This is a genomic window from Yoonia vestfoldensis SKA53 (assembly GCF_000152785.1).
Taxonomy (GTDB): Bacteria; Pseudomonadota; Alphaproteobacteria; order Rhodobacterales; family Rhodobacteraceae; genus Yoonia; species Yoonia vestfoldensis_A.
The window spans coordinates 542,417-559,119 of the sequence record NZ_CH672414.1 but is presented as its reverse complement, the minus strand read 5'-3'; the positions used below and the strand labels follow the sequence as shown (position 1 = coordinate 559,119).

11 protein-coding genes are annotated in these 16,703 nt (G+C 61.7%); 4 read left to right on the top strand and 7 right to left on the bottom strand.

The genetic code is table 11. The features are described from left to right. Positions 1–8 precede the first annotated feature (8 nt). Positions 9–911, bottom strand: coding sequence for a LysR family transcriptional regulator (locus SKA53_RS02810; RefSeq protein WP_007204531.1), 903 nt, complete (start codon positions 909–911; stop codon positions 9–11). 95 nt (positions 912–1,006) lie between these two features. On the opposite strand from SKA53_RS02810, the gene SKA53_RS02805 reads away from it, so the two are divergent. The 4 genes from SKA53_RS02805 (at position 1,007) to mmsB (ending at position 5,617) form a co-directional block, all read left to right on the top strand. Further along, the gene (locus tag SKA53_RS02805; protein WP_007204530.1) at positions 1,007–2,506 is read left to right on the top strand and encodes a CoA-acylating methylmalonate-semialdehyde dehydrogenase; all 1,500 of its coding nucleotides are present in this window, start codon (positions 1,007–1,009) and stop codon (positions 2,504–2,506) included. Between the two features lie 92 nt (positions 2,507–2,598). Then, positions 2,599–3,735 carry an acyl-CoA dehydrogenase family protein gene (locus SKA53_RS02800; RefSeq protein WP_007204529.1) on the top strand — a complete coding sequence of 379 codons (1,137 nt, stop codon included), beginning with the start codon at positions 2,599–2,601 and terminating at the stop codon, positions 3,733–3,735. Continuing rightward, a complete protein-coding gene (locus SKA53_RS02795; protein ID WP_007204528.1) occupies positions 3,732–4,754 on the top strand; it encodes an enoyl-CoA hydratase/isomerase family protein in 1,023 nt (340 codons plus the stop codon). The genes SKA53_RS02800 and SKA53_RS02795 overlap by 4 nt, the downstream gene beginning before the upstream one ends. Beyond that, positions 4,751–5,617, top strand: a complete 867-nt coding sequence (gene mmsB / locus SKA53_RS02790) for a 3-hydroxyisobutyrate dehydrogenase (protein ID WP_007204527.1) — start codon at positions 4,751–4,753, stop codon at positions 5,615–5,617. Before SKA53_RS02795 ends, mmsB begins: the two co-directional genes overlap by 4 nt. A 64-nt stretch (positions 5,618–5,681) precedes the next feature. On the opposite strand, the gene uvrA is transcribed toward mmsB, so the two are convergent. The 6 genes from uvrA to SKA53_RS02760 all read right to left on the bottom strand — a co-directional run bounded on the left by uvrA (position 5,682) and on the right by SKA53_RS02760 (position 16,612). Continuing rightward, positions 5,682–8,546, bottom strand: coding sequence for an excinuclease ABC subunit UvrA (gene uvrA, locus SKA53_RS02785; RefSeq protein WP_007204526.1), 2,865 nt, complete (start codon positions 8,544–8,546; stop codon positions 5,682–5,684). 177 nt (positions 8,547–8,723) lie between these two features. After that, positions 8,724–10,118: a dihydrolipoyl dehydrogenase gene (gene lpdA / locus SKA53_RS02780; protein WP_007204525.1), complete on the bottom strand. Its 1,395-nt coding sequence runs from the start codon at positions 10,116–10,118 to the stop codon at positions 8,724–8,726. Between the two features lie 100 nt (positions 10,119–10,218). Further along, complete coding sequence (locus tag SKA53_RS02775; protein WP_007204524.1) at positions 10,219–10,800, bottom strand: DUF924 family protein; 582 nt, start codon at positions 10,798–10,800, stop codon at positions 10,219–10,221. A 99-nt stretch (positions 10,801–10,899) separates the two neighbouring features. Then, complete coding sequence (locus SKA53_RS02770; protein ID WP_007204523.1) at positions 10,900–12,123, bottom strand: MFS transporter; 1,224 nt, start codon at positions 12,121–12,123, stop codon at positions 10,900–10,902. A gap of 119 nt (positions 12,124–12,242) precedes the next feature. Further along, positions 12,243–13,298, bottom strand: a complete 1,056-nt coding sequence (gene queA / locus SKA53_RS02765; protein WP_007204522.1) for a tRNA preQ1(34) S-adenosylmethionine ribosyltransferase-isomerase QueA — start codon at positions 13,296–13,298, stop codon at positions 12,243–12,245. Next, positions 13,295–16,612, bottom strand: coding sequence for a DUF3971 domain-containing protein (locus tag SKA53_RS02760; RefSeq protein ID WP_242601236.1), 3,318 nt, complete (start codon positions 16,610–16,612; stop codon positions 13,295–13,297). The genes queA and SKA53_RS02760 overlap by 4 nt, the downstream gene beginning before the upstream one ends. Positions 16,613–16,703: the final 91 nt, after the last annotated feature.

Here is a 16,703-nt window from a genome sequence, read left to right as displayed (position 1 = left end):
TCAGCCTGTCAAACCGCAGGCGCATCTGTCAAGCACGCGATACGTTCAAGCCGCGCCACCTCGGCCAGCAGCCCCGCGCTGAGCGCGCTGGCAACCCGCGTCAGCCGGTCCGATTGCCGCGCCGATTTGTGCCGCACCAGATGCAAGGTCCGCGTCAGCGATACCTTGTCGGTCAGGATGCGCCGCAATTCAGGCGCAAAGGGCAGCGCGAAATCATGCACGATGCCCACGCCCGCCGCGCGGATCATCTGCAACTGCACCGCGACCGAATTGGACGCAAGCTGTACCCCCCCTGCCCCCAAGGCCCCCAGATAATCCAGTTCCTTGTCAAAAATCATATCGGGGATATAGCCAACGACAGGCCGCCCGCGCAGATCATCCAGCGTTTCGGCGGGGGGCGCATCGGCGCGCATCGCCAGATGCAGCTGGTAATCAGTGATCTTTTGCACGATCAGCTGGCCTGCGGCGGGCGGGCTGACGGTGATCGCCATATCCGCCTCGCGCCGCGACAGGTTGACGACACGCGGCAAGGCCAGCACCTGCATTTCCAGATCGGGATTGTCGCGTTGCAGCGCCGCACAGACCTGCGGCAGCAGGAAATTGGCAACACCGTCAGGCGCACCAATACGGATCTGGCCGGTCAGCGCCGTGGCGCCCCCGCGCGTTTCCTCGATGGCAAGCGCGAATTGCGTTTCGGCATCGGCGGCGCGGTCGCGCAAACGCTCTCCCAGATCGGTCAGCGCGTAGCCTTGGGGCGATTTCACAAACAAAGCCGCCCCAAGGCTGCGTTCCAGCCGCGTGATCCGGCGGCCAAGGGTGGCCGGGTCCATTTTCGTCAGCGGGGCTGCCGCAGACAGGCTTTCCATCCGCGCAACGGCCAGAAACACCCGCATGTCATCCCAATTATCCATTCTGTCCTGCATTAATGCAAAATGATTTTGGTATATTGTCTCTTTTACGGACAAAAACGCAAGGCTATAGTCCGCCAAACCCAATGGAGGATGCTATGCAGGAACTGACCCATTACATCGGCGGCGCACATGTCAAAGGCACGTCGGGCCGCTTTGCCGATGTCTATAACCCGGCGACCGGCGAAGTGCAGGCGCGCGTCCCGCTGGCCAATGCCGCCGAGATGGACAAGGCTGTCCAGATCGCCGCCGAGGCACAGCCCAAATGGGCCAAGGTCAACCCACAACGCCGTGCGCGGGTGATGATGGCCTTTGTCGGCCTTTTGAACCGCGACATGGACAAGCTGGCCGAGGCTTTGTCGCGTGAACATGGCAAGACCATCCCCGACGCCAAGGGCGACGTCGTGCGCGGCTTGGAGGTTGTCGAATATTGCATCGGCGCGCCACAGCTGCTGAAAGGTGAATTCACCGACAGCGCCGGCCCCGGCATTGATATGTATTCGATGAAACAGGCGCTGGGTGTCACCGCCGGCATCACGCCCTTCAACTTTCCTGCCATGATCCCGATGTGGATGTTCGCCCCTGCGATTGCTTGCGGCAATGCCTTCATCCTCAAACCCTCCGAACGTGACCCGTCGGTCCCCTTGATGCTGGCCGAATTGATGGAAGAAGCGGGCCTGCCAAAAGGCATCCTGCAAGTCGTCAACGGCGACAAAGAAGCGGTAGATGCGATCCTTGACCATGACGTGATCCAGTCGATCGGGTTCGTCGGGTCCACCCCCATCGCGGAATATATCTATGGCCGCGGCTGCGCCAACGGCAAGCGCGTGCAATGTTTCGGCGGTGCCAAGAACCATATGATCATCATGCCCGATGCCGATATGGACCAAGCCGCCGATGCGCTGATCGGCGCGGGCTACGGTGCTGCAGGCGAACGCTGCATGGCAATTTCGGTGGCGGTGCCGGTGGGCGAGGAAACCGCCGACCGCTTGATCGAAAAACTGGTCCCCCGCATCGAGGCGCTGAAGGTCGGCCCTTATACATCGGGCAATGACGTCGATTACGGCCCTGTCGTGACCGCCGCCGCCAAGGCAAACATCCTCAAACTGATCGAAAGCGGCGTGGCCCAAGGCGCCGATCTGGTTGTCGATGGCCGCGATTTCAAATTGCAGGGCTATGAGGACGGTTTCTTTGTCGGCCCGCATCTGTTTGACCGGGTGACCAAGGACATGGACATCTACACCAAGGAAATCTTTGGCCCCGTCCTGTCCGTCGTGCGCGCCCAAAACTATGAAGAAGCCTTGGGTCTGGCAATGGACCATGAATATGGCAATGGCACCGCGATTTTCACCCGCGACGGCGACGCCGCGCGCGATTTCGCCAACCGGATCAATATCGGTATGGTGGGCATCAACGTGCCGATCCCCGTGCCTTTGGCCTATCACACCTTTGGTGGCTGGAAGAAATCCATGTTCGGCGATCTGAACCAGCACGGGCCGGATGCGTTCAAATTCTACACCCGCACCAAGACGATCACCTCGCGCTGGCCATCGGGCATCAAGGACGGTAGCGCCTTTTCCATCCCGCTGATGGAATGAACTTGTCGGCAAGGGCGCACGCCGCCCTTGCCAAACCACCCGCAGGCGCGCAATAATTAAACAAGTGTTCATTTCTTGCTGGGAGAGGCACCATGGACTTTGCGCTGACCGAGGAACAATCCGCAATTTTCGACATGGCGCTGGCCTTCGGGCAAGAGCATATCGCGCCCTTTGCGCGTGACTGGGATAGCGACGGCACCATCCCCAAAGCCCTGTGGCCGAAACTGGCCGAGCTTGGGTTCGGCGGTCTTTATGTGTCCGAGGACAGCGGCGGCGCGGGCCTGTCGCGCCTTGACGCAACATTGGTGTTCGAGGCGTTGTCATACTCCTGCGCATCCGTCGCGGCGTTTTTATCAATCCACAACATGTGCGCGCGGATGATCGACAGCTATGGGTCCGATGATCTCAAGGCGCGCATCCTGCCGCGCGCTTTGTCGATGGACCTGATCCTGTCCTATTGCCTGACCGAACCCGGCTCTGGCTCTGACGCCGCGGCGCTGAAAACCCGCGCGACCTGCAACAATGAAACCTATCTGCTGACCGGCACCAAGGCCTTCATTTCCGGCGGTGGCTATTCGGACGCCTATATCGTGATGGCCCGCACCGGCGACGCAGGCCCCAAGGGGATCAGCGCGATCCTGATCGAAGGCGACGCCCCCGGGCTGTCGTTCGGCGGGCTCGAGGACAAGATGGGCTGGCGGTCGCAACCCACGCGGCAGGTACAGCTTGACGATTGCGCGACACCTTTGGGCAATCTTTTGGGGGTCGAAGGCCAAGGGTTCAGCTATGCGATGGCCGGGCTGGACGGTGGGCGGCTGAATATCGCGGCCTGTTCCATCGGGGCTGCGCAATGCGCACTGGACCAGACGCTGGCCTATATGAAAGACCGCAAAGCCTTTGGCCAATCGCTCGACCAGTTCCAGGGCCTGCAATTCCGGCTGGCGGATGCCGAAATCGCCCTGCAATCGGCGCGGACCTTCCTGCGGCAAGCGGCGTGGAAGCTCGACACGGGCGCGCCGGATGCCACGAAATTCTGCGCCATGGCGAAAAAGCTCTGCACCGAAACCGGCAGCATGGTGGCCGATCAATGCCTGCAACTGCACGGCGGCTATGGCTATCTGGCTGATTACGGGATCGAGAAAATCGTGCGCGACCTGCGGGTCCATCAGATTTTGGAAGGCACGAACGAGATCATGCGCCTGATCACAGCGCGCCAGATGATCCGATGAGCGACATCATCATCCGCAAGGACGGGCGCGCGGGGCTGATCACGCTGAACCGGCCCAAGGCGCTGAACGCGCTGACCTGGGACATGTGTCTCGCGATCGAGGCAGCGCTGGATGACTGGCGCACCGACCATCTGGTTGACCTGATCCTGATCGACGGCGCGGGGGATCGCGCCTTTTGTTCGGGTGGCGATATCGCAGATATGTATGCCAGCGCGCAGCGTCGCGATTTTGGCTATGGCCAGCGGTTCTGGCGCGACGAATACCGGCTGAACCGCAAAATCCACCATTACCCCAAACCCATCGTCACCTTTCTGCACGGTTTCACCATGGGCGGCGGTGTCGGTATCGGCTGCCACGCCAGCCACCGGATTGTCTGTGATGACAGCCGGATCGCCATGCCCGAATGCAGCATCGGGCTGGTGCCGGATGTGGGCGGCTCACTGATCCTTGCGCGCGCAGAGGGCTATCTGGGAACCTATCTGGGCCTGACGGGCGACAGGATGGATGCAGGCGATGCGATCCATGCCGGTTTCGCCGACCATTACATCGCAGCCCCCTCTTGGGAGGCACTGAAATCGGTCCTGATCACAACAGGCAATGTGGCGGCGATCCAACCAAGCCCCCCGCCACCAAGCCGCCTGAAAGACTGGCAAAAAGCCATCGACGCGGCCTTTGGCACGCCTGACCTCACCGATATCCGCACAAAGCTGGCAGCGCAGGGTGGCACGCTCGCCGATCACGCGCTGCCATTGCTGGACTATAACGCACCGCTGGCCATGGCCGTGGCCGCGCGGATCATCGGCGCTGTCCGGCGCGACCCCCGGATCGAAACAGCGCTGGACCATGAATTCCGCTATACTTTCCGCTGCGCCGCGCAGGGCGATTTCATCGAAGGCATCCGCGCCGCAATTATCGACCGCGACCGCAGCCCGCGCTGGCAAAATTACACAGACGACGACATCACCGCGATGACCGCCCCCTTGGGCAAGGACGCACTGATCTGGGAGGATGCAACATGAAAATCGGCTTTATCGGGCTTGGCAATATGGGCGCGCCGATGGCCGCCAACCTCGCGCGCGACCATGAGGTGACAGGCTTTGACCCCGTGGCACAGCCCACTGGCCTGACCCTGGCCCCCAGCGCGGCTGCGGCGGCGCAAGACGCCGATGTGGTCATCACCATGCTGCCCGATGGCAATATCCTGCGCACAGTCGCGGCAGAGCTCCATCCCGCGATGAAACAGGGTGCGATCCATCTGGATTGCTCGACCGTCGATGTGGACAGCGCGCGCACCGTCGCAGCACAGGCAATAGCCCACGGGCTATACGCCATCGACGCGCCCGTCTCGGGCGGGATCGGGGGCGCCACAAACGGCACGCTGACCTTCATGGCCGGCGGCCCCCTGCCCGCGTTCGAGACGGTCGCACCGCTGTTTGCCATCATGGGGCAAAAGGCGGTGCATTGCGGCGCGGCGGGCAACGGGCAGGCCGCGAAAATCTGCAACAACATGATCCTCGGCGTGACAATGATCGCCACCTGCGAAGCTTTCGCGCTGGCCGACAAGCTGGGCCTTGACCGGCAGGCGATGTTCGATGTGGTCAGCACCTCATCGGGCGCGTCATGGTCGATGACCAGCTATTGCCCCGCCCCCGGCATCGGCCCTGTCAGCCCCGCCGACAACGGCTATCAACCCGGTTTTGCCGCCGAACTGATGCTCAAGGACCTGCGCCTCAGCCAGCAGGCCGCCGAAGCGGCCCAAGCCGACACGCCACTGGGTCAGGCTGCCACCGCGCTTTACGCGCGTTTCGTCGAAACCGAGGATGGGCGCGGCAAAGACTTTTCTGCCATGCTGCCACGGTTTGAAACACGCCAGCGCCCGTAACTTCTTATTTCCAAAAATACTCCCGCGCGGCGCGCCCGCCCGATCCCGAAGGATCGGGTGGTCCCTACTCGGCCGCGACCTTGCGCGGTGTCAGCATCGGTTTCAGATACCGCCCCGTATGGCTTTCGGCGACCTCGGCTACCTGTTCGGGCGTGCCAACCGCCACGATCCGGCCGCCGCCATCGCCACCTTCGGGGCCGATGTCGATGACATGATCGGCGGTTTTGACCACATCAAGGTTATGTTCGATCACCACCACCGAATTGCCCTGATCGACAAGTTCGTGCAGCACTTCCAGCAGCTTGCGCACGTCTTCGAAATGCAGGCCCGTTGTGGGTTCATCAAGGATATAAAGCGTGCGTCCCGTGGACCGGCGCGCCAATTCCTTGGACAGCTTCACGCGCTGCGCCTCGCCGCCTGACAGGGTCGTCGCCTGCTGGCCGACCTTGATATAGCTCAGCCCTACGCGCATCAGCGCATCCATTTTTTCGCGGATCGACGGCACAGCGGTGAAAAAGCCCTGCGCTTCTTCCACCGTCATATCCAGCACATCGGCGATGCTTTTGCCCTTGAACTTGATCTCCAACGTTTCGCGGTTATAGCGCGCGCCCTTGCAGGTTTCGCAGGTGACATAGACATCGGACAGAAAATGCATCTCGATCTTGATGACGCCGTCGCCCTGGCAGGCCTCGCAGCGGCCCCCCTTGACGTTAAAGCTGAACCGCCCCGGCTTATAGCCGCGCGCCTTGGCCTCGGGCAGACCCGCAAACCAGTCGCGGATCGGGGTGAAGGCGCCGGTATAGGTCGCAGGGTTCGACCGTGGGGTACGCCCGATGGGGCGCTGGTCGATGTCGATGACCTTGTCGAGATGCTCGAACCCTTTGATCGTCTCGCAGGGTGCAGGCGTCTGGCGCGCACCGTTCAGTTTCTGGGACGCGTTCTTGAACAGAGTTTCAATCGTCAGGGTGGATTTGCCGCCACCCGATACGCCGGTGACACACACGAACATGCCCAGCGGGAAATCCGCCGTCACATCGTGCAGGTTATTGCCGCTGGCCTTGACCACTGTAATCTTTTTGCCTTTGCCCTTGCGGCGGGTCTTGGGCACGGCGATTTCGCGCTTGCCGGTCAGATATAGCCCTGTGATCGAATTTTCATTCGCCATGATCTCGGCCGGAGTGCCTTGCGCCACAACCTGCCCGCCATGCACGCCCGCCCCCGGTCCGATGTCAAAGACATAATCGGCCTCGCGGATCGCCTCTTCGTCATGTTCCACAACGATCACGGTATTGCCCTGATCGCGCAGGTTTTTCAGCGTGGTCAGCAGGCGGTCATTGTCGCGCTGGTGCAGCCCGATGCTGGGCTCGTCCAGCACATAAAGCACGCCTTGCAACCCCGACCCGATCTGGCTGGCCAGACGGATGCGCTGGCTTTCGCCGCCTGACAGAGTGCCCGAATTGCGCGCCAGGGTCAGATAATCCAACCCGACATTGTTCAAAAACCCCAGCCGCTCGCGGATTTCCTTCAGGATCGCGACGGCGATTTCGTTCTTTTGCTTGCTCAGGCTGTCAGGGACGGTCAGGCACCAGTCATAGGCTTCCTTGATCGACATCTGCACGACTTGGCCGACATGTTGGCCACCGATCTTTACCGCCAGCGCCTCGGCCCGCAACCGGTAACCACCGCAGGTGCCGCAGGACCGGTTGTTCTGATAAGCTTCGAATTCTTCGCGGATCCAGTTACTGTCGGTCTCACGATAGCGGCGTTCCATATTGGGGATCACGCCTTCAAAAGGGCGTTCAACCTGATAGACGCGCCCGCCTTCGTCATAGCGGAACTTGATTTCCTCGGAGCCGGACCCGCGCAGGAACACATTGTGCACCTTTGGGTCAAGGTCTTTCCAGCGGGCGTTCTTGTTGAACCCGTAATGTTTGGCGATGGATTCGATGGTTTGCAGGAAATAGGGCGATTTGCCCTTGCGCCACGGGGCCAGCGCACCGTCGGATATTTTCAGCGTGACATCGGGGACGACCAATTGTTCGTCAAAGAACAATTCCACCCCCAGCCCGTCACAATCGGGGCAAGCGCCAAAAGGCGCGTTAAAGGAAAACAGGCGTGGTTCAATTTCAGGAATCGTGAAACCGGACACCGGACAGGCGAATTTTTCCGAAAACGTGATGCGTTCAGGCGCGCCCTCACCCTCGGCGGGGGCGGTTTCCAGCACGGTGATCCCGTCGGCAAGGTCAAGTGCGGTGCGAAAACTGTCCGCCAGCCGCGTTTCCAGCCCCGCACGCACGACGATCCGGTCCACGACCACGTCGATGTCATGGCGGAATTTCTTGTCCAATGTGGGCGGTTCGTCCAATTCATAGAACTGTCCGTCCACCTTGACCCGCTGAAAGCCCTGTTTGCGCAGGTCCAGAAATTCCTTGCGGTATTCGCCCTTGCGGTCGCGGATGATCGGGGCCAGCAAATAGCCGCGCGTGCCTTCGGGCAGGGCCATGACACGGTCCACCATATCCTGCACCTGCTGGGCCTCGATCGGCAGGCCGGTGGCGGGGGAATAGGGCGTTCCGGCACGGGCAAACAGCAGACGCAGATAATCGTATATTTCAGTGATCGTACCGACGGTGGACCTTGGGTTCTTGCTGGTGGTCTTTTGTTCGATGGAAATCGCGGGGCTGAGGCCGCTGATGTGATCGACATCGGGCTTTTCCATCATGTCGAGGAACTGGCGCGCATAGGCGGACAGGGATTCCACATAGCGCCGCTGCCCTTCGGCATAGATCGTATCGAAGGCGAGCGACGATTTGCCGGACCCCGACAGGCCAGTGATCACAACAAGCTGGTCGCGCGGAATATCCACATCGATGTTCTTGAGGTTATGTTCGCGCGCGCCGCGCACCGCGATATATTTCAGCTCTGCCATGGGTCATCCCTCGTCCAAGCCCTGCACATAAGCCGACAGGCGCGCCGGTCCAATGGCTTTCCGGAACATTCATAGAACATTTACAGATTTATTTGCAAGCACGGCCAAAGGCGCGGCCTGCAATTGGCAAGCCGCGCCTTTGGCAGGGGTAAGGTGGGTTTGAACCCACCCTACGGGTCACATGTGGATCACGCGGTCATAAGCATCCAGCACGCTTTCATGCATCATTTCCGACAGGGTCGGATGCGGGAAAACGGTGTTCATCAGGTCTTCTTCGGTGGTTTCCAACTGGCGACCGATGACATAGCCCTGGATCAGTTCGGTCACTTCCGCGCCGACCATATGCGCGCCGAGCAATTCGCCGGTCTTGGCGTCGAACACTGTCTTGATCAGACCTTCGGGTTCGCCCAAGGCCACGGCCTTGCCGTTGCCGATAAAGGGGAACTTGCCAACCTTGACAGTATAGCCCAATTCCTTGGCCTTCGCCTCGGTATAGCCGACGGATGCGACCTGCGGGTGACAATAGGTGCAGCCTGCGATGCTTTCGGGTTTGACGGGATGGGCATGTTTGCCCGCGATCAATTCGGCGACCATCACGCCTTCGTGGCTCGCCTTATGCGCCAGCCATGGCGCGCCCGCGATATCGCCGATGGCATAAAGCCCTTCCACCCCGGTGCGGCAATATTCATCGGTCACCACATGGGTGCGGTCGATCGTGACGCCCAAAGCCTCTAGCCCCAGCCCTTCGGTATTGCCCACGATACCGACGGCGCTGATCACGGTGTCAAACTCCCGCGTCTCGACCTTGCCGCCGCTTTCAATATGGGCAGTGACCTTGTCCTTGGCGCGGTCAAGCTGTTTGACCGTCGCCTTTTCCATGATCACCATGCCCTGCTTGACGAATTGCTTTTTCGCAAAGGCGCTGATTTCGGCATCCTCGACAGGCAGGACGCGGTCCATCACTTCGACCACAGTCGTTTCGGCACCCAAAGTGTTGTAGAAGCTGGCAAATTCGATGCCGATGGCACCCGATCCGATGACCAGCAGTTTTTTGGGCATATGCGGTGGCACCAGCGCGTGGCGGTAGGACCAGACACGCGCGCCATCCGCCTCCAGCCCCGGCAGGTTGCGCGCACGCGCACCGGTGGCCAGCACGATGTTTTTGGCGGTCAGTTCCTCGGTGCCGGCTTCGGTTTTCACCGAGACCTTGCCCTTGGCGGGGATCGTCGCCTCGCCCATGATAACGGTGACCTTGTTTTTCTTGAGCAGATGCTTGACGCCGCCTTCCATCTGCTTGGCCACACCGCGCGAACGTTTGACCACGGCGTCCAGATCATAGCTGACCTTTTCCACGCTCAGGCCGAATTCCTTGGCGCGGTGCATCAGGTGGAACACTTCGGAGGATCGCAGCATCGCCTTGGTCGGGATACAGCCCCAGTTCAGACAAATCCCACCCAGATTTTCGCGCTCGACCACCACAACATTCATGCCCAGCTGTGCCGCGCGGATCGCGGCCACATAACCGCCGGGACCAGCCCCGATAACGATCAGATCAAAGTTTTTCGCAGCCATCTGGCCCTCCCTGTTCAGAATTAGTTGAACGTTAAACTAATTTGGCGGCGACCTCCAGTGACCTTGGGTCATATCAGCTATCGCGCGGATGCAAGGCAGTTCAGGCCGGTTTTTCCTGCAAGGCGCGCAGGGCAAAGCCATATCCGCCCGCATCCAGAAACGTCTGTTCAGCAGGGCTGGTGCGCCGCCCAAGGGCCGCGTTGCGATAGGGAAAGCGCCCGAAATCACGGATGATCCGGCGATGCGCGCGGGCATGGTCGCGGTTGTTGTCGCCGGTTTCGGGCATCCGTGAATGGATCAGCCGGACAGCACGGTCCTGATCGGACAGGGTTTCGGAATGCATCAGCGGCAGATAGAAAAACTGGCGCGCCGGTTCTGCGATTTTCATGTCCCAATTGCGGTCAATCGCCATCTTGGCGGCAGCCAGACCCAGAAAATCGGTCGAAAACGCCTTGGCCGTGTCGCGGAACATGTTGCGCGGGAATTGATCGGTCAGGATGATATAGGCCAGCGTGCCGGTTGCATGGGTCAACCACAGCCCCAGCGACCCTTCGGTCGCGTCCCGCCATGTCTGTTCGAAACGGTCACGGATCAGGGCATCAAAATCCGGATCGGATTTGTACCAATCCGCCGGGGAACATTCATCAAGCCAAAAGGCCAGAACCTCGTCTTCGCGCGTCACTGTCCCGTCCCCCGCTGATGCCGTCCCTAGGATCAAAGGAACAGACAAAGCGTGATCTGACAAGAGCTTCGTGGCAAACGCGCCACGATTTCGCGCGGTCTAGTCGGTGCGGGCCGCGATTTCGTCGCTGGCGGCGTCCAGATAAACCTCTTGCGCGACACCGACGGCAACGGCGGATGATCCGGCCGATACCGGCGCATATGGCACCTGATCCAGATCCAGCGCACCGCGATCACGCTGCGTGGCCCGAACCATGCCAAAGATGCCGACCCCCAGCATCAGAACAGCGGTGAACAGCCAAAACCCGTTATCGCCGATCACATCCATCATCAGACCCACGATCAGCGGCCCCATGATCGCGCCCAGCCCGTTGATGAACAACAGCCCGCCGGATGCGGCGGCCATATCCTCTTTTTCGAGGTAATCATTGGTATAGGCGATCAGCAGCGCATAAAGCGGGTTGGACGTGCCACCCACGATGGCCCCGCTGAGGATGATCAGCAAAAAGCTGCCCGGCACGATAAAGGCGATCAGCGACCCCAGACCGCCCAGCATGGCGATCCAGATGATCAACCTGCGCCGGTCCATCCTGTCAGACAGCCAGCCGATCGGATATTGCAGCACCAAAGCCGCCACATAGATGGCCGAGATAAAGAACGAAATTTCCCCCACGCTCAGCCCTACGCGGCTGCCGTACACCGCCGACATGCCGAATTGCGCGGCAAACACACCGCCCAGCAGGAACATGCCCGCACAGCCCAAGGGCGAGGTTTTGATCAGGTCCTTGATCTTCATCGGTTTGGTCGCGGAAAAGGCGGGCATCGGGCGCGCCGATAACAGCACCGGCGCAAAGGCCAGCGACACCAGAACCGACGGGATGATAAAGATCACATAGCCCGACACATCACCGATGCTGACGACATATTGCGCGAACACGATCCCCGCCATCTGCACGATCATGTAAAGCGACAGCGCCTTGCCACGATTGGCATTGCTGGACGCGTCGTTCAGCCAGCTTTCGGCGGTGATATAGACGCCACAGAAACAAAACCCCATGATCACCCGCCCGACGGTCCAGGCAATCGGGTCCACCAATGTCGGATACAAGATCAGCACGGCCGAAATCATCGACCCCATCGCCGCAAACACCCGCACATGCCCGACACGGCGGATCAGTTCAGGCGTGAAACGTGACGAAAACAGGAACCCCAGAAAATAGGCCGACATCACGACGGACAACGCCAGCGTGCTGAAACCTTCCATCTCGCCGCGCAGGCCCAGCAATGTGCCTTGCAGCCCGTTGCCCACCATCAACAGGAACATCCCCAGAAAGAGAGCCCATGATCCTGTTAATACCTGAAACATCCTGTCCCCCTAGGGCTTGGTCCAAGCCCGCCGTGTGACCTGATCATAACCGGATTGCAATGCAACCGGGGCGACAATCACGCGCGGTCAGGTAACAAAAGCGACGCATCCCCGTAAGAAAAGAACCTGTAGCGTTCGGCAATGGCATGGGCATAAATCGCCTTGATCCGGTCCATGCCCATCAGCGCCGAGACCAGCATCATCAGCGTGGATTTCGGCAGATGGAAATTGGTCATCAGCCCGTCCGCAATCTGGAACGTGAAACCCGGCGTGATGAAAATATCCGTAGGCCCAGTCCAGGGCTGCAATTGCCCGCCTTTGGCCGCGCTTTCGATCAGCCGCAGCGCGGTTGTCCCCACGGGGATCACGCGCTTGCCCGCCGCCTTGGTGGCGTTGATCTGGGCGGCGGCTGTCGCTGTCACCTCGCCCCATTCGGCATGCATCTTGTGCTCGCTTACGTCATCGACCTTGACCGGCAAAAAGGTGCCAGCCCCCACGTGCAAGGTCACATAAGACATCGTCACACCGCGCGCCGCCAAGGCCTGCAACAAAGGCCCGTCAAAATGCAGTGATGCGGTGGGGGCCGCGACAGCGCCTGCGTGCTTTGCCCAATAGGTCTGGTAATCATCCATGTCGGCGGCATCCGCCGCACGTTTCGCCGCGATGTAGGGCGGCAAGGGCATCGCCCCCACGGCATTCAGCGCCGCGTCGAAATCATCACCCGTCAGGTTGAATTGCAGATAGGCCTGCCCGTCACCGCGCCCTGTCATGGTTGCGGACAGATCAGCGGAAAACACCACAACCTCGCCGTCACGCAGCTTTTTCAGCGGCTTGACCAGCGCCGACCAGCTGCCATCGGCGCGCGGCTCAAGCAAGGTTACCTCGATTCGCGCGCTGGTATCGCCCGCCTCGCCAGACCGCGCGCGGGTGCCGTTCAGCCGTGCAGGGATCACCTTGGTGTCGTTCAGCACCAGACGGTCGCCCGGTTGCAGAATGTCCACCAGATCAGTGACGATCTGGTCCGCGATCCGGTCGCCCTGCGCGAGCAACAACCGCGCCGAGGATCGTGGCCGCGCGGGACGCGTGGCGATCAGCGCCTCGGGCAGGTCGAAATCAAAATCGCTCAGTTTCATTGGATAAGCTCCGGTGGCGGGCGGCGAAAAATTTCGCGGAAAAGGCCGGGGGTCAACGCCGACAGCGGGTTTACGCTGACGCGCGGCGCATCCGGTGTCCCCGCGATGGTGAAATTGAAGCCGACCAGCCCCTCCCCCTTGCGGGTCAGGAACGCACCGATGCTGTTAACCAGATAGAACGGAGACACGACACCCTGCAAATCAAACCCCTTGGCCGCCAGCGTGTAGATCCCGTTGACCGCAATGCCAAGCCCCGGACCGACCGCGCTGGCCTGCGACACGATGACCTCATCGGGGGTCAGGCGGAACTGGACATCGACCTCGTCAAAGGACAGCCCCTGCCCGTCCATCTGTTGCAGCAGACCCACGACGCTGATCGCATCCAGCAAGGCCGCGATGGTCGGCGCATCGCGCACCCGCACCGACCGGACGGCCAAGACCCCGTCGAATGTGCCGGCATCCGCCGCAGGCAAAAGCGTCAGGTCGAGCGTGCCACCAATCGCGCTGCGAAACAGCCCGGAGGCCAGCAAGACATTGCCCGCATCATCGCTGCGCAGCCTGATCGCGGACCGCCCGGCGCGCGGCGCGATGGTGCCGGTGACAGCAGCGGAATCGTTGATGCGCGCACTGAATTGCCCGATGAACCCCGCAACGCTTGTGAAATCGCCGCGAAATCCGGTCAGCACCAAGCCTTCGGTCACGACCAGGCGGTCCAGCGCGATCTGCACCGGGCTGCCGCCCGCCCCGCCCTGCACCCCGCCGCCAGCCCCGAACCGCGCGCGGCGCAGGTCGATCATGCCACCTTGGACCACAATGGCGGGGGCCTGATCGGCACCGCGCCCGTTCAAGGTGACAGGCGCATCCAGCCAATTGCCGATGCGCAGCCGCGAAAACGCCGCTTGCGCCAAGCCGCCACCAGCGGCCATCGTGATGCGTCCTTCGGCCTGCAAGCCGCCACCGCTGATCGACAGGCGGGTGATTTCGGGGACAGGGCCAAGACGGCCTTCGATGCGCAGATCGCCCTTGGTCGCGGCGGCTTTGGCCCAGCCAATCGGCGGCAGCGCCAGCCGCAGCCCGTCAAGATCAGAGGTCAGTACGAACTGCGGCGGCGCGTCCGGTTGCAGCGTGACCTGCAACCGCGCGGCGGCGGCACCGCTGATCATGCCGGGCGGTAACGCGACCCCGAAGGCGCGCAAAGCTGCGTCCGAAATCATCAGTTCCGCCTGCAACTGGCTACCGCGCGGCGCATGACGCGCAAAGCTGCGCGTCCATTGCGCATCGGCGGCGACACCGTCCAGCTGCACGGGGCCAGTGATCGAAAGGCCGGTCTCATCGACCGTCACCTGCATGCCTGCCGCTGTCAGCACCCGCCCCGGCACCAGCAGGTCGCTGCGCATATCTGTCAAATCGACCCCGATGTCGAAACGCACCATTTCGCGTGGTGTGCGCTTGAGCAAGGGCCAGTTCACACTGCCTTGCGCCTGTGCATTGGCCTGGGCAATGGTGACAGGCAGACCGGCCTTGTCCAGAAAGGAGAAAGGCGGCTGATTGATCACCGACAAAAGGTCTGGCAGGCGGCTTTGTGCCTGCAGGTCCAGCGTCGCAAGGCCCGGCTTTTGGCGCAGGTCCGCGATGGCAAAGCTGGTGCCGTCAAGCTGGATAGGCCCGCCGTGTGGCGCGATCATCATGCCGTTATCCACAACGATCACAAAGCGGTGGCCGATCAAATGCCCAGTGCCACGCGCCTGCGTCACCGGCGGCAGCGCAGGCATCACCCGCACGGCGGCATCGGCAAAGCTGAAATGGCCTGCGATAATGGGCGGTTGTCCGGGCTCCAGACGCAGGCCAAAATGCAGGTCCGACAACTGGCCTGCAAGCATGTTGCGGTCAAACCAGTCGCGGGTGCCGGGCCGGAACCCGTTGGGCCAAACTGCGCGCAGCCGGTCCGGCGCCAGCGCGTCGATCACAGCATCAACCGCCACCTGCCAGCCAGCATCCGTGGCCGCGATCCGGCCCTGCGCCATGACGCGCGACGCACCATCGCGCACGATTGCCTGCCCGATATCAACCACGAAAGGATCAAGCGACAACCGCAGATCCACGCTCGCCCCGTCGATCAGCGGTGGTACATCAAACAGGCCCGGCGGGTTCAGCGCCACATCGCGCAGCTGGAATTGTGCCAGCAAGGCGCGCGGCAGACCATCGGCGAAATCGCGCAGATAGGCATCGCCGCTGGCCTGCAGGCTGCCCCATTCGCTTTGCACCGCGATGTCGCTGAACCGGATCAGGTCGAGGGTCGGGTCATAGGTCAGCTCGGCCCGCGCGGCGCTGAACCCCACGGGGTCGGACGCGGGCGTCGGTTGCAGCACCCCTGCCCCGATATCGAGCGAGGCCCGCAACGCCCCCAGCGCGCCGGTCTCATCAAGCGTGGTGCGCAATGTGGCCGACAAAGGCGCAGCCACATCGCGCAGCCAGTTCAGCGCCGGCGATTGCGCCGCGATATCGCTGGCCGCGATATTGTTGATCGTCACTGCCAGATCGGCGGCACGGCTGTCGCGCGGGCTGGCATAGGACAACAGCGCCGTGGTCACATCGGCCCGCCCCGACAACAGCGCCAGTTCCGCCTGCACCGTCAACTGTCCGCCGCGCATGTCCAGATCGACCTGCCCGCCATCGACGGTCCAGTTCCGCCTTGCGCGGGCGTCGTCGTAATTGACAATCAATCCGGACACCTGCGCTGTGCGCAGGGCATCGAACACGGGCCGGTCAAGGAACAGATCAATTTCATCCAGCCATTCCGGCAGGCTGCGTGTGCGCAACTGGTTGCCGGCCCCCAGCGCCAGCCCAAGGCTGCCGTCGCGCGCGCGGCGCAGGTTGATCTGTGCGCCGATGATGCGCACCTGTTGGACCAGTACCGCGCGTTGCAAGATCACGCCGCGCGGGGACAGGTCAGCCTCGACCACCGGTATCCGCGTGACCAGCGCCCCGTTGCGGTCGATCAGCTGGGTGTCGATCAGCCGGATGGTCGGGTGCAGGTCGCGCCCGATCCGCACCGATATCGCGGCAAAGCGCAAACGCCCGCCATCCAGCACTTCGGTCCCGCGGTCTTGCACCTGCGCGGTGATCCAGCTTGGGGCGGTAATCTCGCGGTCGATGATCATGACGCCAGCCACCAGCGCAAAGACCAGCGGCATCAGACACACCAGCAGCACGCCGCGCAGCACCAGGCGGACACGCGACAGCGGCCATAGAGCGCGAACGGGGTCGGCTGGCTGCGGCTGGTCTGGCACTGGCTCTGGAATTGGATCTGGCAAGGATTCTCCGCCCATGGGGTCACTGGTCCCTTTATCTTTGACACCATGGAACTAAAACAAGGCAATCAAAACCTCAGCGGAGATCATCAGC